At 30.4% G+C, this 18,454-nt stretch carries 15 protein-coding genes and 1 tRNA gene; 8 read left to right on the top strand and 8 right to left on the bottom strand.

The genetic code is table 11. The features are described from left to right. Positions 1-535: 535 nt before the first annotated feature. The 4 genes from FIA58_RS05735 to FIA58_RS05715 form a co-directional block, all read right to left on the bottom strand. Positions 536-609: transfer RNA gene (locus tag FIA58_RS05735), tRNA-Arg, on the bottom strand. 316 nt (positions 610-925) lie between these two features. Beyond that, a complete protein-coding gene (locus FIA58_RS05725) occupies positions 926-3,241 on the bottom strand; it encodes a M56 family metallopeptidase (RefSeq protein WP_140961067.1) in 2,316 nt (771 codons plus the stop codon). Positions 3,242-3,245: 4 nt separating this feature from the next. After that, on the bottom strand, positions 3,246-3,602 hold the full coding sequence (locus tag FIA58_RS05720) for a BlaI/MecI/CopY family transcriptional regulator (protein WP_140961065.1): 357 nt from the start codon (positions 3,600-3,602) through the stop codon (positions 3,246-3,248). A 69-nt stretch (positions 3,603-3,671) separates the two neighbouring features. Beyond that, positions 3,672-4,910, bottom strand: a complete 1,239-nt coding sequence (locus FIA58_RS05715; protein ID WP_140961063.1) for an MDR family MFS transporter — start codon at positions 4,908-4,910, stop codon at positions 3,672-3,674. 85 nt (positions 4,911-4,995) lie between these two features. Between FIA58_RS05715 and FIA58_RS05710 the strand changes: the two genes are divergently transcribed. Genes FIA58_RS05710 through FIA58_RS05700 form a run of 3 tightly spaced genes read left to right on the top strand, consistent with a single transcriptional unit; the run spans position 4,996 to position 6,991 of the window. Then, on the top strand, positions 4,996-5,589 hold the full coding sequence (locus tag FIA58_RS05710) for a DUF1684 domain-containing protein (RefSeq protein ID WP_140961061.1): 594 nt from the start codon (positions 4,996-4,998) through the stop codon (positions 5,587-5,589). Next, on the top strand, positions 5,589-6,236 hold the full coding sequence (locus FIA58_RS05705; protein WP_140961059.1) for a TatD family hydrolase: 648 nt from the start codon (positions 5,589-5,591) through the stop codon (positions 6,234-6,236). Before FIA58_RS05710 ends, FIA58_RS05705 begins: the two co-directional genes overlap by 1 nt. 41 nt (positions 6,237-6,277) lie before the next feature. Beyond that, positions 6,278-6,991 (top strand): tRNA threonylcarbamoyladenosine dehydratase, encoded by a 714-nt coding sequence (locus FIA58_RS05700; RefSeq protein WP_140961056.1) that lies wholly within the window; start codon positions 6,278-6,280, stop codon positions 6,989-6,991. Positions 6,992-7,064: 73 nt separating this feature from the next. On the opposite strand, the gene FIA58_RS05695 is transcribed toward FIA58_RS05700, so the two are convergent. After that, positions 7,065-7,388, bottom strand: coding sequence for a YbaB/EbfC family nucleoid-associated protein (locus FIA58_RS05695; RefSeq protein ID WP_140961054.1), 324 nt, complete (start codon positions 7,386-7,388; stop codon positions 7,065-7,067). A 137-nt stretch (positions 7,389-7,525) separates the two neighbouring features. On the opposite strand from FIA58_RS05695, the gene FIA58_RS05690 reads away from it, so the two are divergent. Then, positions 7,526-9,586, top strand: a complete 2,061-nt coding sequence (locus FIA58_RS05690; RefSeq protein WP_394352408.1) for a S9 family peptidase — start codon at positions 7,526-7,528, stop codon at positions 9,584-9,586. Positions 9,587-9,665: 79 nt separating this feature from the next. Beyond that, positions 9,666-10,706, top strand: coding sequence for a PLP-dependent cysteine synthase family protein (locus tag FIA58_RS05685; RefSeq protein WP_140961050.1), 1,041 nt, complete (start codon positions 9,666-9,668; stop codon positions 10,704-10,706). Between the two features lie 398 nt (positions 10,707-11,104). Here FIA58_RS05685 and FIA58_RS05680 read toward each other — a convergent pair whose 3' ends face one another. The 3 genes from FIA58_RS05680 to FIA58_RS05670 form a co-directional block, all read right to left on the bottom strand. After that, on the bottom strand, positions 11,105-11,275 hold the full coding sequence (locus tag FIA58_RS05680; protein WP_165928859.1) for a hypothetical protein: 171 nt from the start codon (positions 11,273-11,275) through the stop codon (positions 11,105-11,107). A gap of 23 nt (positions 11,276-11,298) precedes the next feature. Continuing rightward, entirely contained in the window at positions 11,299-14,520 is a 3,222-nt protein-coding gene (ccsA, locus tag FIA58_RS05675) for a cytochrome c biogenesis protein CcsA (protein WP_140961048.1), read from the bottom strand. A 97-nt stretch (positions 14,521-14,617) separates the two neighbouring features. After that, a complete protein-coding gene (locus tag FIA58_RS05670) occupies positions 14,618-15,343 on the bottom strand; it encodes a biotin--[acetyl-CoA-carboxylase] ligase (RefSeq protein ID WP_140961046.1) in 726 nt (241 codons plus the stop codon). Positions 15,344-15,437: 94 nt separating this feature from the next. Between FIA58_RS05670 and rsfS the strand changes: the two genes are divergently transcribed. The 3 genes from rsfS (at position 15,438) to FIA58_RS05655 (ending at position 18,454) form a co-directional block, all read left to right on the top strand. Continuing rightward, a complete protein-coding gene (gene rsfS / locus FIA58_RS05665) occupies positions 15,438-15,806 on the top strand; it encodes a ribosome silencing factor (protein ID WP_140961044.1) in 369 nt (122 codons plus the stop codon). 7 nt (positions 15,807-15,813) lie between these two features. Next, complete coding sequence (ftsH, locus tag FIA58_RS05660) at positions 15,814-17,733, top strand: ATP-dependent zinc metalloprotease FtsH (protein WP_140961042.1); 1,920 nt, start codon at positions 15,814-15,816, stop codon at positions 17,731-17,733. A 115-nt stretch (positions 17,734-17,848) separates the two neighbouring features. Then, entirely contained in the window at positions 17,849-18,454 is a 606-nt protein-coding gene (locus tag FIA58_RS05655; protein ID WP_140961040.1) for an LUD domain-containing protein, read from the top strand.

Genomic DNA, 18,454 nt, shown 5'->3' with positions numbered 1-18,454 from the left:
AAAGGATTTGTTTTACGGTTTATCGCAATAGTATTGTTTTTTATCAGTATCGGTAGAGACGCATTGCCATGCGCCTTTTACATCCATCGAGACGTTCGAGACATCGAGACGCAAAGCATTGCGTCTTTACATAGGTTTAGTAGCAGTCTGGTGGCAGTTTCGTTCGGACGTTGTTGCGAAAAAGTGTGTGTTTGGTACGGCTTTACCGCAGCTTTTCGCAACAAGCTCCGAACAAAGGCCTTATTTAACCCCTTGAAAGCAGTCAAAACACATCAAAACCGGTCAAAACACGTCAAAACCGTTCCTCTATTGTATTTTAGTGGTTTTGGTAAGGTTGTTGTTGTGAATATGTGTTTGAGAGTCATGCATAGAAAAGTATTAAAAACAAAAAACGCTAAGCGAACGTAGCGTTTTTTAGTGATATCGATTGGATTAACTTCGTTTTTCCAGACAAAGCTCCACTTTGACAATGTATTAAAACAAAAAAATGCTCTAGTAAACTGAGCATTTTTTCTTGTTTTAATACATTAATTCGTGACCTCGACTGGATTCAAACCAGTAACCTTCTGAGCCGTAATCAGATGCGCTATTCAGTTGCGCCACGAGGCCTATTTGAGGGTGCAAATATAGGTATATTTGATTAATTTGCAAATCAAAAGTGTAAAAAAAATAAAAAAATAAGAGTTGGTTTTTTAGTGAGTTTTTTTGATCTAATCTAAACTCTTGATAGTGATGTAATAACGATAGGCAAGAAGCGCTTTTTGCCATTTTTTAGCTCGGGTAATATCTAATCGCTGCTTGGTAAAACTAGGCAATAGCATTTTATTGAGTTTTGCTAAAAATTTATACATGGGTTTGTTTTTTTGGCAAATATAGCTAAAAAAACATCCTGCAATTGCAGGATGTTTTTAAGATGGTGTTAATTTTATTTAGACCCAGCTTTTCTCTTTTGTTCTTCCTCTATTTTCTTTTGTTCTTCTGCTATTCTTTTTTCTATGTCGGTTTTTCTTTTTGCTCTTTCTGCTCTCACTTTTGCCTCTTCAGCCTCGATTTTACTTTTAATAGTGGCTTTATGAGCTTTCATAGCCATTTTTTCTGCTTCAATTGCCTCTCTTTTTTTGTCTATGTGGACTTTTCTTTCGATAATTCTTTCGATTTTTTCTTCACGAAATTCATTTTCTTTTTCTAGTTTTTCCATTAATTTTTCCTGATAGACTTCCATTTTCTTTTCAAACTCTTTCATTTGTTTCTCAAAAGCCTTCATGTCTGGTTCAAAACCTTCCATTTCCATTTCATACACTTCCATTTCTTTTTCAAACTTAGCAAATTGTGGTTCCATTTTTTTCATTTTCATTTCAAAAACAGCCATCTTTTCCTCAAATTTTTTCATCTCTTTTTCATCTTCAAGATTAGAAGGTAGTTTGGGAGTTTCAGGAATACTCGGTGGAGTAGGTGCTTTTCTTACTTTTTCGAAAACATGAGAAGGTGGTGTTGGAGGTGTTGGAGGTTCTGGTAATTCCTGATTTGAATTACTTTCTAATAATTCGTTTTTTGATCTTATATAGATAACATCTTTTTTTCCATTATCAGTTATAACAGCCTTCCCATTTAAAATAGAAACTCCATTTCTTCCTTTTTTTCCATATTTTTCTTTTCCCTCTTTATCGGATAGTTTGGCAATAGATCCGTCTAAGTTTACTTTCTTCCCTTTTAGGTCATTACTAGTATATTCTTTACCATTAATAATATACAGATGGTTTGTATCATTCCTTTTTTCAATTGTGAATTCATAAGCTCCATTTTTTCCTGCATTTCCGTATTTTTTGAGCGCTTCTTTCTCATTTAATTCCTTAGAATTTAGAACTTTTACTGTGTAATCAAAATTGATATTAGAACCAGTAGCTTGTTTATTGCCATTAACTATGAAAAGCACGGGTTCTTTATCATCTTCGTATTTCTCTATCCTCCAGCCATCATATTTTATAACTACTGAGTTGTTATTGATGGTGCTTACACTAGATGAGGTTGTTGTTGATGATTTTTGACTGTTTTTAATAAAATTGACGATTTTTTCTTTTTTGTCATTTTCAAAGGCAATAACTGTAAAAGGTTCGATACCTTCAGTTTCATCTAGTTCTATAACTGATTTGTAGCTTTTGTCTGTAGTGGCTGAAACTTTTATTCTTGTAATTTCATTTTTTTTGTTTCTTTTTATTTTGTCAAATTCTAATTGAATTTCTAGTGCTTCATTCAAAGCATCTCCTAGTTCTTTCAACTCTTTATCGGTACTGTTTTTATCTATTTTAGATTCGATTTTAGTACTACTACTAGTAATAGTGTTTTGAGTTGTATTGTCTTCTTTTTCTTTTACCTGAGCAATGGTTTCAATTTGAAAAAGAAGGACAAAGGCTACTAAAAAAGGAATTATTAAAGAATATTTCCATAGTTTTTTTCGATTGGATTGATTTTGGTTTAACATAACGATTCGTTTTTTGATTAATGATTGATAAAATTGATTGGTGATTGTTAATTGATGATTGCATACTACCGCTTTTAGTAGTGTTTTTTGATATACATATAAATTATTTGTAAGTAATGCTGTTTGATTATCAGCAATATATTCAAGGTTTTCAAGTATGGCTTTTCGGTAAAACCATACTATTGGATTGATCCAAAAAAGCAAACACAACAACTTTCCTATTAAAACATCTATGGAATGTTTTTGTTGAATATGAATCTTTTCATGTATGAGAATCATATTTAATTCTTCTTCACTAAAATGAGATTGATTAAAAACCAAGTAATTGAAAAATGAAAATGGATTCTGACTTTCATTGGTTTCTACCAAAACAATATTATCGGATTTACTTTTCTTGCCATTTTTGATGATTTTGAAGAAAGAAGCTATTTCAACAGTTAGTTTTGTCAAAAAGAAAAGTGAAACTATAGTATAACATGTAAAGAGTAATATGTTCCAGTTAAAGGGTTCTTCTATTGGTTGTGATTCAAAATTTCTTATTGGACTATAAGTAACCGAACTTTGAATTATTGGTTCAGGTTCAATCCAAATAATAGTAGTAAATGAAATCAATGGAAAAACAAACGCACTCATAATCCCTAAAAGTAGAAACCAACGATTACTTTGAAAAAAAGTTTCCTTTCGAAGGAATATATAATAGGCTAAATAGAATACAAGAAGTAGTCCATTTACTTTTAAAAAATAGAATAATACGTTTTCCATTATATTATTTTTTTTCGATGATTGCTAATATTTCTCTTAATTCTTCTGCTGAAATTTTTTCTTCTTCGGCAAAGAATGAAACTAAATTTTTATAGGAACTATTAAAATAAGTATCAATAGCTGTATTCATGAATTTTTTACGGTAATCTTCAATTGTAACTATAGGAAAATATTGATGTGTTTTGCCATAAGCCGTATAACCTACATACCCTTTTTCTTCTAGGTTTCTAACAATTGTTGAAAGGGTGTTGTAATGAGGTTTGTCTTCCGTAATTTCTTCCATGATGTCTTTTACAAAAGCTTTTTTTAGCTTCCATAAAATTTGCATGATTTCTTCTTCTTTATTGGTTAACTTTTGCATAACATAAATTTTGTTACGCAAACCTATAACTATTTTTTTAGTTTTACAACTATTTTTTTAGTTATTTAACTATTTATGTAGTTTTAATGCTTTTTGTTTTTCTTTTTTAAGTAAACGTAGAGTGATGTAACCTAAGAAAGCACCTAGTAAACCTAAACTACCCATAAAGAACCAATTGTATTGATAGCCGTAAAGTTCAATATTTGTCATACCTGTTTTTGCAGAAAGAATGTGAGCTAAACTATAGCTCATGGTAAAAATGGCCATGTAACGTCCTTCATGGCCTTTAGGAGCACGACTCATAGCAAAGGAATTAGAAAAAGGAAAAGCTAGCATTTCTCCAAAGGTCATGAAAAACATCATGATCCAAAGTACAATTTCCCATTGATTCAAGAGAAGTAAATACATACATAATCCCATAATGAAAGTACCAATACCAACAATTTTTACCTTATTGAATTTTTTTCTTTCTATATAGCTTACAATTGGCATTTCCATCAAGAAAATGAGTATTCCATTGAAAGTTAATAAAAGTCCTGTTCTTAATTCGGTTAAATTAAATTGTTCTCTATGGTAAAGTGGTAAAGTGGTAAATAATTGAAAAAAGATAATTCCATTAATTAAACATGTTATTAAAAATATCCAAAATGGAATATCTTTAAAAACGGAAGCAGTTAAAACCTCTCCGGGATGTTTTTTATCAAGATAAGATGATTTTTGCTTTTCTTTTACTTTGTACCAAAAAATTAAAATAGCTATAATACAAGTCAATCCATCTACCCAAAATAAGCCTTTGTAACCAATGTTCATAATGATTAATCCACCTAGTGCTGGTCCAGCTGCAAAACCAAGATTAACTGCTAATCGAACTAAAGTAAGGGCTCGAGTTCTATTTTCGGGTTTGGCATAGGCAGCTAAGGAAACAAACATGGCTGGTCTAAACATATCAGCTATTGTCATGATTAAAAATATAGCAACTAATAAGCCTTCATAAGTAGTAATATGTTGTAAACCAAAAAACATCAAGCCACTAGTTAAAAGGCTAAAAATCATCACTTTGTAAAACCCAATTTTATCTGATAATTTTCCGCCTAACCAAGAACCTAGCATAGAACCACATCCAAAACTAACCATAATCCACCCAACTTGACTATAACTAAAACCTAAATCTTCTTTTAAATATTTAGAAAGAAATGGCAAAACCATTGTTCCAGCCCTGTTAATAAAGGTAACGAAAGTAAGAATCCAAATTTCTCTGGAAAATCCTTTGAAGTTGTTTATGTAGTTTGAAAATGCTTTTTTTAACATGATTTTGATTGAAATTCAAAGGTACGAAATCGGTTAATTAAAATAATATCAGTTAAAATATATATTTTTGCAAAAAAAAAGAATCATGTATAAATATCTGCTATTTATTTTTTGGATGAGTTTTTCTTTTGGACAACAGGAAGAGGTACAAGCGGTTTATGATTTTCAAAAGGAAATGAATGAAGCATTTGCAGATTCCTTAAAAAGTCCGTTGAGAAATGAAGATAGAGTACATTTTGAAACTTTAGATTTTTATCCCATAAATAAAAAGTTTATTGTAGAAGCTGAATTCATTAAGGCAGAGAAAGAAAAAGCTTTTAAAATGAAAACGTCAACGGATAGAAAACCTATGTATAAAAAATACGGAGCTTTACATTTTGAAATTGATGGCAAAAAAATGGTTTTAAATGTATATCAAAATATCGAATTGTCCAGAAAACCAGGTTTTAAAGAGTATTTGTTTTTACCGTTTTCAGATAAAACTTGTGGTAAAGAAAGTTATATAGGAGGAAGATATATTGACATGCGAATTCCAACCTCTGATAAAGTGATTATCAATTTTAATAAAGCCTATAATCCTTATTGTGCTTATAATTACAAGTACTCCTGTCCCATAGTGCCTTTGGAAAACGATTTGGATATTGCTATTGAAGCTGGAGTTAAAAAATTTCATGACTGATGCATTTTGTCAATTTACATACCCATTCGTACTCCAATACTACTTCTGTTTTAGAAGTGGTTAATCAATATCCTTGGGAGTTCAATACAGCAATTCCGCAATATTCTATTGGTATTCATCCTTGGTATATTGATGAAGATCGAATACAATCTGATTTGAAATGTATTGAAGAAAAGTTGCATTTGAAAGAATGTATGGCTTTAGGTGAATGTGGTTTAGATAAACGTATTGAAATTCCATTAGAAACTCAAGTAGCTGTTTTTAAACAGCAAATAGTATTGGTTCAAAAAACAAGAAAACCTATTGTTTTACACTGTGTAGCAGCATATCAAGAAGTAATAGCGATTAAAAAAGAATTAAATATTCAAAATCCGATGCTAATTCATGGGTTTTCCAAAAATGAACAAGTGGCACAATCGCTTTTAGATAACGGTTTTTACTTGTCATTTGGAAAATATTTATTACGAAATACTGAATTAGCAGCTGTTTTTAAAAATGTTCCTAATGATCGTTTTTTTTTAGAAACCGATACTATTGAAGAAAGTATTGAAGCAGTATATGCAAAAGCAGCAACGATAAAAAATATTACAGTAAATGAATTGAAGCAAATAGTGAGAAATAATTTCGAATTTGTATTCAATCTATAATTTAAAAACCTTTAAACAGTTAACCTTTTTAAACGAAAGACATGGCAAAGTGGCAAGAAAGAGCAGTATTATTATTTAAAGAAGAAGGAATGAATAAGTTGACCAATGCTAATGTGTTGGTTGTAGGATTAGGAGGAGTTGGTAGTTTTGCTGCCGAATTTTTAGCAAGAGCAGGAGTTGGAAACATGACCATTGTAGACGGGGATACCGTTGATATTACGAATATAAATCGTCAATTGCCAGCATTGCATTCTACTGTGGGTGAATCCAAAGTTAAAATTGTAGGCGATCGCTTGTTAGATATTAATCCAGCATTAAAACTAACTCGAATTGAAGAATTTCTTTCTCCTGAAAGAGCTTTCGAATTGGTTACACCAGAATTTGACTATGTGTTAGATTGTATTGATAGTGTAACACCAAAATTAAATTTGATATTGGCTTGCAAAAGGAAAAAAGTCAAAGTGATTAGTAATATGGGTGCTGGTGGCAAATACAAAGCTGAAAATGTAAAAGTGAGAGATATCAGTAAAACAGAATATTGTCCGTTAGCTAAAAACGTAAGAAAAAGATTGAAAGCGGAAGGAATTTCGAAAGGAGTAAAAGTAGTATATTCAGATGAGCGCCCTGATTATTCGAGTATCAAAACAACTGATGGAACCAATTTTAAAAAATCTTTTTACGGAACTAATAGTTGGATGCCAGCTTTATTTGGTTTACATGCAGCAGAAACTGTAGTGCTAAATTTAATGAAGTAATAAAAAAATAAATGTCAATCAGAAATTCATTCAAAAGAGGTATTTGGTAGAATATCTGATTGACAAATGAAACTTATTTAAACATATCCATTCCTGGAATATTTGGCATACCTTCTTTGGCAACAGCTGCTAATTCAGTTTCATTAACATTAGTTGCTTTTTCAATGGCTTTATTTAAAACTGTTACTAAGTAGTCTTCTAGCATTTCTTTATCTTGTAACAAATCATCACTTAAAGATATCGATTTGATATTTCGGTTTGCTGTTAAAGTAACTTCAAGTAGACCGTCGCTACTTTTTTCATCAATTAAAACCGTGTCTAAGCGTTTTTTAGTTTCTTCTACTTTGGCTTGGGTTTCTTTTATCTTACCCATCATCCCCATAATGTCTCCAAACATACAATTTAATTTTTTTATTGGTACAAAAGTACTAAATTAGCTGTTAACTTTTAATGTATAACTTCATGAAAAATATTCCCTATTTTGCTTTAATTTCTATTATTTTTGCCTCATCATGTAAAGATAAAGACAAAGAAATGAAAGTAGATATTCAACCACCTATAGCAAAGATAGTTCCACATACTTTGGAAAAACACGGTGACATTAGAACTGATAATTATTTTTGGTTAAATCAAAGAGAAGATAAAGAAGTTATTGATTATTTGAATAAAGAGAATGCATATTATGAGGAAATGACAGCTCATACCAAACAACTTCAAGATGATTTATTCAAAGAGATGAAAGCTAGAATTAAGGAAGATGATACTTCGGTTCCTTATTTTTATAATGGTTACTATTACATCACTCGTTTTGAAACAGGGAAAGATTATCCTATCTATTCACGTAAAAAAGGAAGTTTAGATGCTAAAGAAGAAATTATGTTCGATTGTAATGAATTGGCAAAAGGGCAAACTTATTTTAATTTGAATGGTCTTAGTATAAGTGAAGATAATAAATGGGTGACATTTGGAGTTGATTTAGTTTCAAGGCGACAATATGTTATTCAAGTTAAAAATTTAGAAACAGGAGAAATTCTTTCAGAAGTAATTGAAAACACTACTGGAGGAACCACTTGGGCAAGTGATAATAAAACTTTTTTCTATACAAAGAAAGATCCAAAAACATTACGTTCAGATATGATTTACAAACATGTTTTAAATACAGATGTAAAGCAAGACGAACTTATATATCATGAAAAAGATGATACGTTTTATTCTTTTGTTTATAAAGAAAAATCTAAAAAATATATTGTTATTGGTTCTACAAGTACTTTAACTTCAGAGTATCAGTTTTTAGAAGCCGATAATCCTAACGGAAAATTTAGACTTTTTCAAAAAAGAACAAGAGGTTTAGAATATAGTATTTCTCATTTTGGAGATAGTTTTTATATAGTGACTAATAAAGATAAAGCCACTAACTTCAAATTGATGAAAACAGTTGAAACTAATACAGCTAAAGAAAATTGGATAGAAGTTATTCCGCACAGAGAAGATGTATTGCTAGAAGGAGTTGATATTTTTAAAGATTATTTAGTAGTAGAAGAACGTTCAAATGGTTTAAATAAAATTCAAATTAGACCATGGAGTGGTGAAGGAGCTTATTATTTGCCTTTTGAAAGTGAAACTTATACGGCTTACACTACAACCAATCCAGACTTTGATACTGATATTTTAAGATATGCTTACCAGTCAATGACCACACCATCTTCTGTTGTTGATTTTAATATGAAAACCAAAGAGAAAACGGTTTTAAAGGAACAAGAGGTCTTAGGAGGAAAATTTGATAAAAAGAATTATGTAGAAGAAAGAATTTGGGCAACAGCTACAGATGGTACTAAAGTACCTATTTCTATGGTTTATAGAAAAGGAATCAAAAAAGACGGTAAAAATCCTTTTTTATTGTATGCTTATGGTTCTTATGGAGCATCAATGGATCCTTATTTTTCTACAACTCGTTTAAGCTTGTTGGATAGAGGTTTTATTTATGCGATTGCTCATATAAGAGGTGGAGAGGATTTAGGAAGACAATGGTATGAGGATGGGAAATTATTGAAAAAGAAAAACACATTTACTGATTTTATAGATTGTTCCAAATTTGTAATTGCTGAAAAATATACATCACCAGAACATTTATACGCAGAAGGAGGTTCTGCAGGTGGTTTGTTAATGGGAGCAATTGTGAATATGGCTCCAGAATTGTATAATGGAGTTATTGCACAAGTTCCTTTTGTAGATGTGGTAACTACTATGTTAGATGATACTATTCCATTAACTACGGGAGAATATGATGAATGGGGTAATCCTAATGAAAAAGAATCCTATGATTATATGAAATCTTATTCTCCATATGATAATGTGGTGGCTCAAGAGTACCCAAATATGTATGTTTCCACAGGTTTACATGATTCGCAAGTACAATATTGGGAACCTGCCAAATGGGTTGCAAAATTAAGAGTAACCAAAACAGATAAAAATTTATTATTCTTGCATACTAATATGGATGCGGGTCATGGTGGGGCTTCAGGACGTTTTGAAGCACTTAAAGACGTTGCTAAAGAATTTAGTTTTTTATTAGATTTAGAGAATATTAAGAATTAGTTTAAATTTTTTTGTTAAATTTGCAGGGTTTTGGGGTTGTTTAAAAATGATAATATACCTCAAATATAATTTAGTTTTTATGAGAGAAGAAATAAATGCCTACAACAATGTTTTAGAGTTAATTGGTAATACACCTCTAATTAAATTAAATAGAGTTACTAAAAATATAGAAGGCAATTTTTATGCTAAAGTAGAGGCTTTTAATCCAGGTCATTCTACAAAAGATAGAATTGCGTTGTATATTATTAATGAAGCAGAGCGAAGAGGTATTTTAAAACCAGGTGATACAATTATAGAAACTACTTCTGGTAATACAGGATTTAGTTTAGCTATGGTAAGCATAATTAAAGGATATGATTGTATTTTAGCAGTAAGTTCTAAATCGTCAAAAGATAAAATAGACATGCTTCGTACTATGGGAGCAAAAGTATATGTTTGTCCTGCTAATGTTTCTGCAGATGATAAAAGATCTTATTATAGCGTTGCTAAACGTTTACATGAGGAAACAAAAGGATCCATTTATATCAATCAATATTTTAATGATTTAAATATTGACGCACACTATAAAACTACAGGTCCTGAGATTTGGGAACAAACAAAAGGTCAAATAACGCATTTAGTTGCATGTAGTGGAACAGGAGGAACTATTTCTGGTACTGCTCGTTTCTTAAAAGAGATGAATCCAAATATTAGAATCTTAGGTGTAGATGCTTATGGTTCTGTATTGAAAAAGTATCATGAAACAAAAGAATTCGATAGTGAAGAAATTTATCCATATAGAATAGAAGGTCTTGGTAAAAATTTAATTCCTACTGCAACTGATTTTGATATGATTGATAAATTTATCAAAGTTTCAGATGAAGAAAGTGCTCATACTGCAAGAGAGATTTGTAGAACAGAAGGGCTTTTTGTAGGATATACTTCTGGGGCAGCTATGCAGGCCATTAAGCAATTTGCAGAAGAAGGAGAGTTTACTAAAGACAGTAAAATTGTTGTTATTTTTCCAGATCATGGTTCGCGTTATATGAGTAAAGTGTATAGTGATGAATGGATGAGAGAACAAGGTTTCTTTGATAGTGTTAATATTGAAGAAGCTCAAAAAATTGAAATTATAAAGTAGTAGTTACTTTTTTACTATAAACAAAAACTCCGAGATTAATTTTCTCGGAGTTTTTGTGTTTTAAAGACGTTCTTGAAGATGTGTTTTATGAGATTAGACCTTCTCTTTTCATTATTTCTAATTCTTTTTTAGTCTCATCATTTCCATTGTTTAAGGAACCAGGAAGCATGATTAAACGCTTTTTTATTTTTTATTTTCGTTTTCAAAAATAACTTCAAACCTAGAACGTGTTACATTGGGTTTTGCATTGATGAATCTAGTTTCCTTTATTTTACTTCTTTCAATTATAGATGTTGAAGAGTTATTCCAACTTTTGAGAACATCATAAATTAAAAATAGTGCTAACAAAACAAAAAAGAATATATATATTCTCCACTTTTATAAGCTTGGAAAGCAGTTTAAAGTAAGTAAATAGATAATACGGAATAAATCATTAAAATGCGAACAATTCTATTGTTATCATCCTTTTTATTGCTATTCTGTATAATGTCATCTTTGGTTAATAGTAAATAGTCTTTTTCAACATGGCAAAAACTTGCTTTAGTTCTAAATGTTGTATTTGGATTCATTTTTAATTAATAAGAAATAAGATCTATTTTTTTTTGCTAAAATGAATATTATACTTTACCAAAGCAAAAATCCCTATTGTAACCACACCGGCAAGTATATATAAATAATAAGTTACATTTTGTTTTTCTCCAGAAGCATAAGAATGTAAACCACTTAAATGAAAATTAACACCTACATAGGTCATTACGATTGAAGCAAATGCTAAAACACTAGCAAAATTATAAAACCACTTCCCTCTTAAGCCTGGAACTAATCTTGCATGGATTACAAAGGCATACACAAAAATGCTTATCAAAGCCCAAGTTTCCTTTGGATCCCAGCCCCAATATCTTCCCCAACTTTCATTTGCCCACTGTCCGCCTAAAAAGTTACCTATGGTTAGCATTACTAAACCTACTGTGATTGCCATTTCATTAATGTAGCTTAATTCGTCAATAGCTAGTTTTACTTTTTTTACGTTATTACTGTTTGTAAATATCATTAAAAATAATGCTATTAAGCCTAGTATCATACCTAGAGCAAATGGGCCGTAACTCGCAACAATTACTGCTACATGTATCATTAACCAATAGGAATTTAAAACGGGTTGTAGATTGCCAATTTCAGGATCTAACCAACTCCAATGTGCAACCATTAAAAGCATAGAAGTGACAAAAGCACCAGCTGCAATTGTAATCGCGGATTTTTTTAATTTTCTATTAGTAAATAACAAGAACCAAATTGGATAAGGAAAACCTAATAGCAATGTAAATAGCATAGTTGCCCAAGCCACATATATCATGCTTTCATAAGCATTACTCCAAGGAGCATGCCCTGACACATACCAACGTGCAATTAAGCCTAGAGTATGTAGGGTGAAAAATAGTAAGATTAATACATGAAAGAAATTGACAGTGTAGTTTACCCATTTAGCTTTGGAAAATAACTGGTAGACTGCAAAACCTAACATGAAGATTGCAGCTAACATGTATAGATAAAATAAACGTTTGAAAATATCATATTTGTTATACAAGATTTCAGTAGCAATCTTTTGATCAGATATCATTACATTTTTACCATATTTTTTTTGATACTCTTTAAGTCCAATTAGTAAAGAATTGGCTAATTTGTAGTCCTTATTTTGACTGGCCTTTGAAACAGCATCTAAATAAAAAGGAATAATATTTTTTACGGTATCTAAAACAGTTCTCGTAGTGTCACTAATTTCTAAATAAGATACCCATTTATTTCCTTTGTCGTTTGGAATTGGATAAACACGTAAAATTTTACCACTTAAAGCATCATATAATAGGTTAACTTTTTTATCCGCCTCAATAAAATCTTTTTGAAAGCTATTAGGAACTGCTTCTCTGTAAGCTTCATCTAAATATGGAGCTAGTTTATAGTTTCCTTTTGCATCAAAAAAATCTACTAACGAAGCATATTTAGCTTTAGAATCTATTCCTGCTATTTTTCTAATACTATCATTTCCTCTTTTTAAATAAATGATTGGAACCGTATACCAGTATTGAGGAAATTGTGTCATGGAAATAAATGCTTGATCCGCATTCATGTCGTTATAAGTTTCGCTCTTAGATACTTTTCGTAATAATTCTGAGGAGAACGTATTGATAGGTTTTGTTCTTCCTCCTTGATCTTGAATAACAGTTTTACCAAATTCAGAAGCGTGCTCTTCAGATACTTTGTATTTGGAGATAAGTTCTAGTGCTTTATTTGAATCTACTATTTGATTGTTATGGTTTGTATGTTCTTGAGAAAATCCTAAAAAAGAAAAAAATAATAAAAACAACGAAGCAAGTGTGTTCTTTTTCTCATTGATTTTATTAATTTTCTTTTTCAAATCACCAAATCGAGTGTTTTTGTCGAATAATATTGCCATCAATGCAAAATACAATAAGAAATAACCAATATAAGTAATCCAAGTTCCCCATTGATCATGATTTACAGATAAATGTGTCCCTTTTTCATCTGGATCAAATCCTGCTTGGAAAAAGCGAAACCCTCTATAGTCTAAAACATTATTCATGTAAATACTATCTTTAAAAGTGTTATTTTTTTCAGTATCTATTATTTCAATTTTGCTTTTAAAAGCAGAGTAGCTTTTTTCTGTTCCTGGATATTTATCTGCAATGAAATCGTCTAACTTTACATTAAATGGAGTTTCGTATACTTTACTGCCAAAAAACAAAGTGAAATCTAAATCTCCTATTTTAATCATTTGAGGAGTACCTTGCATTCCTTTGGAACCTACAAGTGTTACTTTTTCTTCTTTTCCTTGACTTTTAATAGTCACTACAACAGCATCTGGTGTTTGCTTATCTCTGTAGTCATTATTAGATTTATAAATTATTTTTCCTTTTACAGGAACTTCAGGAAAAACAAATTGATTTCCAGCAATGTTATATAAAGAACGAAGTTGTAAGGATTGAGTACTATCTTTAGTTACTTTACCTTGCATTTGATCGGCCATCCTCATGAAATTTCCTTCAAAAGGAGTCTGAATAGTCATTTTACCTTCATGACTAGATATGTTTATAGCTCCTTCAGTTTTTACATTAAAAGCATATAATATATTGTGGATGTTTTGAACTTGTCCTTCCTTTAAAAAATGTTCGTGTCGAGAACCATCGCTTGATTCAACCATTTTTAAATATTGAATTCCATTTGTGTCAGCTTCTATAGTTTCGCTAGCATTCATGATAAAACGATCATATTCTATTTTATAAGGAATAGCATTGAATTCTCCTTTAATTGTGAAATCATTAGAAAAGAAAGGTTTTAAAAACCAAGCTATTTTTTCTGGTGCAAAATAATTGCTTTTTTCAAAGGAACGTCTTTTTATTTCTCCTTCATGCTCTCCATCTACAAAACCATAAACATAGGTTTTGTCAGAGAAAATACGGTTTTCAGTTTGACCTTCTTGGATTAACATCATTCCCTCATAGCTGATATATCTAGTAATAAATGCACCAACTAGTATAAATATAAATGATAAGTGAATTAAAAGAGTAGCCCATTTTTCTCTTTTGTATAATTGATAGCGTTTTATATTTCCAATGAAGTTAATAACAAAAAATACCATTATTACTTCAAACCACCATGCGTTGTAAATAATGATGCGAGCAGTTTCTGTGTTATAAGCGTCTTCAATAAAAGTTCCGATACCCATTGCTGCTGCAAATACAATGAATAAAACAGCCATTAGTCTTGTAGAGAATAAAAAAGAAAATATTTTTTTGTCCATTTCTATTGTAGTAATTTTTATCGTTTGCAAAAGTACTTAAAAACACAAACTTTATTGTTATGTTTAACAAGTCTTTGTCAAGTTTTAAGAATTGTTATTAGTAAAGCATTTTAATTTCTTTGATGTCAAATTCTTTAATAGTATCATTTTCAAGCTGTAATTGCAATTTTCCTACAGATGAAACGCCTTGAATGATAGCCATAAATTTAACTTGTTGTTTGTTTTCGAAAACAGTAGGAATGCCCATTTTAAATAATAAAGAATGATATTTTTTCCAAAGAAAATTTATATCATCTCTTTTCTTATAATTTGATTTTAATGCTTGGATAATTGATTTTAAGAGGCTGTCTTTGTCAAATACTTTGTTTTTTAATTGTGCTAATGATGAGGCTTGTGGTAGATTTTCGAACTTTCTTTGATTTACATTTAATCCTATACCTACGATAGATTGTATTTTGCCATTAGACTTAATAGTGTTTTCTACTAATATTCCACAAATCTTTTTATTCTCTGACAAAATGTCGTTTGGCCATTTAATATGTAAATCATTTAAATGATACTCTTTAAGTGCTTCAATTATTGCTATAGATGTAATTATATTTATAATGTATAAATTATTTAAATTCTTTTCAGGATGCCTTATAAAGATGCTGAAGGTTAGGTTTTTACCGTTTTCTGAAACCCATGAAGCACCTCTTTGGCCTTTTCCATTTAATTGGTTTTCAGTTACAACTGTAGTAAAATTTTCTATGATTTGGGTAGCTGACAATTCTTTTAAAAAATTGTTTGTAGAGTCTATGGCATTGAGTTTGATAATATTCATTTACAAAAAATGTAAAGTTTTAATTTTAATCTTATGTTAAGGTTCAAAAATAAAGACAAAAAATGGTAACTTTGCATAAACTTATAAAATTTAAATGGCAAAAAATAATAGTAACGACGATTTAGTAGTAAATATCATTAAAGGAATAGAAGATGTTAAAGGGGCAGATATAGATATCTTAGATCTTAGAGAAATTGATAACACAGTATGCGATTATTTCATTGTTTGTAATGGTAACTCTAACACCCAAGTAGTTGCAATCGCAAATTCCATTCAAAAAGTAGTGTCTAAAGAACTTAAAGAAAAACCTTGGCACATTGAAGGTTTAGAAAATGGTGAATGGGTATTAATGGATTTTGTGAATGTAGTTGTACATGTATTTCAAACACACATCCGTGAGTATTACAATATAGAGAGCCTTTGGGGTGATGCTAAAATAACTTCTATAGAAAGTAAATATTAAAAAAATTATGTCTGAAAATAAAAATCCAAAATTTAAAGTTAGTCCGTGGTTAATTTATGGTCTTATTCTTGGAGTATTCTTATTGATAAATGTATTTGGTAATGGGTTTGATTTTAGTAATCCTAAACCAACTACTTTGTCAAAATTTTATGAATTTCTAGAATCTAATCAGGTTGATAAAGTCGTTTTTAGCAATACAAAAGCTCAAGTATTTTTGAAAAAAGATGCTTTAGGGAACAAAGAACATAAAAATGCTAAGAATAATATTTTAGGTGATCTAAATGAGAAAGGGCCACATTATTATTTTGAAATTGGAAATACTGAATTATTTCAAAAAGAATTAATAGAAGCAAAGAAGAAAGGACTTATTAATGATTATGCTAAGGAGCCAGAGGGAATTTGGGGAGATGTCTTATCATTATTGTTGCCTTTTCTTTTATTAGGTGGTCTATGGATTTTTATGATGCGTAGAATGTCTGGAGGCTCTGGTGGAGGAGGTGGAGGTCAAATTTTTAGTATTGGTAAATCTAAAGCTAAATTATTTGATGAGAAAAACGATATTAAAGTAACTTTTGAAAATGTTGCAGGATTAGAAGGAGCAAAAGAAGAGATTCAAGAGATTGTAGAATTTTTGAAAACTCCTGAAAAATACACTTCTATTGGAGGTAAAATACCAAAAGGAGCTTTATTAGTTGGTCCTCCAGGAACAGGTAAAACGTTATTGGCTAAAGCAGTTGCTGGTGAAGCAAAAGTTCCTTTCTTTTCTTTGTCAGGTTCTGATTTTGTTGAAATGTTTGTTGGAGTTGGAGCGTCGAGAGTAAGAGATTTATTTAAGCAAGCCAAAGAAAAAGCACCAGCTATTATATTTATCGATGAGATTGATGCTGTAGGAAGAGCTCGTGGCAAAAATAATATGTCTGGTTCAAATGATGAAAGAGAAAATACTCTAAATCAGTTATTGACAGAAATGGATGGTTTTGGAACAAATACTAATGTGATTGTGCTTGCAGCAACAAATAGAGCCGACGTGTTAGATAAAGCCTTGATGAGAGCTGGCCGTTTTGATAGACAGATTTATGTTGACCTTCCAGATATTAGAGAGCGTAAAGAAATTTTCGAAGTTCACTTAAAACCAATAAAGAAATCTGAAGAATTAGACACTGAATTTTTAGCAAAACAAACTCCAGGTTTTTCAGGAGCAGATATTGCTAATGTTTGTAATGAGGCGGCTTTAATTGCTGCTAGAAAAGACAAAAAAGCAGTTGACAAACAAGACTTCTTAGATGCAGTTGATAGAATTGTAGGTGGTTTAGAAAAGAAAAATAAAATTGTTACTCCAGAAGAAAAAAGAGCAATTGCAATACATGAAGCTGGTCATGCAACAGTAAGTTGGATGCTTGAGCATGCTGCTCCTTTAGTTAAAGTGACAATTGTTCCTAGAGGGCAAAGTTTAGGTGCTGCTTGGTATTTACCAGAAGAAAGGTTGATTGTTCGTCCAGAGCAAATGTTAGATGAAATGTGTGCTACCATGGGAGGAAGAGCTGCAGAGAAAGTGATTTTTAATAAAATTTCAACGGGAGCTTTGAGTGATTTGGAAAAAGTAACCAAGCAAGCACGTGCAATGGTCACTATTTATGGATTGAATGAAAAGTTAGGAAATATAACTTATTATGACTCTTCAGGACAAAGTGAGTATAATTTTTCAAAACCGTATTCAGAAGAAACAGCTAAAGTCATAGATACCGAAATATCTTTATTGATAGAGGATCAATATAAGAGAGCCATTCAATTATTAGAAGATAATAAAGATAAGTTGATTCAACTTGCCGATATCTTAATTGAAAAAGAAGTTATTTTTAAAGATGATTTAGAAACTATTTTTGGAAATAGACCTCATGAAAAGATAATTGAAATTACTACAGAATAGTTTGTTATAAATTACATTTATACCAATTTTAAAAAAACTTAGTTCATAAGCCTTATAGAACTAAGTTTTTTTTTATCTTTGGTTCGCACAAGTATAAATTACCCACTAAAAATACATGAGTCTTTTTAGAAAAATTTTTGGAAACTCTGGTAACGCTTCAAAAAGCAATAAAGATGATGAAAAAAGTCCTTATGCACCAGAAGTTAAACTGCCTATTGATGAAATGTTTACTCACCACTTTAAAAAAAATGGTGGGAAATTTATATATTGTGAAAATTTAAACGAAGTTTCAGAAAATTTTATTAATATTTTGGAAGAAAATGATTGGTTTGAAAGCGAAGTAAATTGCTATGAGACACAATTATTTCATTTTTTAGAAGAAAACAAGTTAGTATATAAAAATAATTCTAAGGAAGCTAAGTTTTATTTTTCTACTTGCGAAAATTTAATTGCAGATGAAGGTTCTGTTCTCTTTTCTTCTAATCAATTAAAACAGTATAGACCAGCAGATTTACCTACAAATATGGTCGTTTTAGCAACAACAAGTCAATTAGTTGCTAATAAAAGTGAAGGCTTACGTCATATAAAAAATAAGTATGACAAAGAATATCCAACAAATATTACTACAATAAAATACTTCGAGAAAGTAAAAGAAGAAGATTTTTTACACTACGGTAGTAGTCATAAAAATTTATATTTGCTTTTATTAGAAGATCTTTAA

The organism is Flavobacterium jejuense, from assembly GCF_006491595.2.
Classification (GTDB): domain Bacteria; phylum Bacteroidota; class Bacteroidia; order Flavobacteriales; family Flavobacteriaceae; genus Flavobacterium; species Flavobacterium jejuense.
The sequence above is the reverse complement of the archived record's forward strand: the minus strand, read 5'-3'. Positions and strand labels throughout refer to the sequence as shown.

Coding starts and splice junctions, on each gene's coding strand:
- FIA58_RS05715 (WP_140961063.1), bottom strand. CDS start 4,910: ATGTTAAAAAAAGCATTTTCAAACTACATAAACAACTTCAAAGGATTT.
- FIA58_RS05690 (WP_394352408.1), top strand. CDS start 7,526: ATGAAAGTAGATATTCAACCACCTATAGCAAAGATAGTTCCACATACT.
- FIA58_RS05710 (WP_140961061.1), top strand. CDS start 4,996: ATGTATAAATATCTGCTATTTATTTTTTGGATGAGTTTTTCTTTTGGA.
- rsfS (WP_140961044.1), top strand. CDS start 15,438: ATGGCAAAAAATAATAGTAACGACGATTTAGTAGTAAATATCATTAAA.
- ccsA (WP_140961048.1), bottom strand. CDS start 14,520: ATGGACAAAAAAATATTTTCTTTTTTATTCTCTACAAGACTAATGGCT.
- FIA58_RS05705 (WP_140961059.1), top strand. CDS start 5,589: ATGCATTTTGTCAATTTACATACCCATTCGTACTCCAATACTACTTCT.
- FIA58_RS05700 (WP_140961056.1), top strand. CDS start 6,278: ATGGCAAAGTGGCAAGAAAGAGCAGTATTATTATTTAAAGAAGAAGGA.
- ftsH (WP_140961042.1), top strand. CDS start 15,814: ATGTCTGAAAATAAAAATCCAAAATTTAAAGTTAGTCCGTGGTTAATT.
- FIA58_RS05680 (WP_165928859.1), bottom strand. CDS start 11,275: ATGAATCCAAATACAACATTTAGAACTAAAGCAAGTTTTTGCCATGTT.
- FIA58_RS05670 (WP_140961046.1), bottom strand. CDS start 15,343: ATGAATATTATCAAACTCAATGCCATAGACTCTACAAACAATTTTTTA.
- FIA58_RS05685 (WP_140961050.1), top strand. CDS start 9,666: ATGAGAGAAGAAATAAATGCCTACAACAATGTTTTAGAGTTAATTGGT.
- FIA58_RS05655 (WP_140961040.1), top strand. CDS start 17,849: ATGAGTCTTTTTAGAAAAATTTTTGGAAACTCTGGTAACGCTTCAAAA.
- FIA58_RS05720 (WP_140961065.1), bottom strand. CDS start 3,602: ATGCAAAAGTTAACCAATAAAGAAGAAGAAATCATGCAAATTTTATGG.
- FIA58_RS05695 (WP_140961054.1), bottom strand. CDS start 7,388: ATGTTTGGAGACATTATGGGGATGATGGGTAAGATAAAAGAAACCCAA.
- FIA58_RS05725 (WP_140961067.1), bottom strand. CDS start 3,241: ATGGAAAACGTATTATTCTATTTTTTAAAAGTAAATGGACTACTTCTT.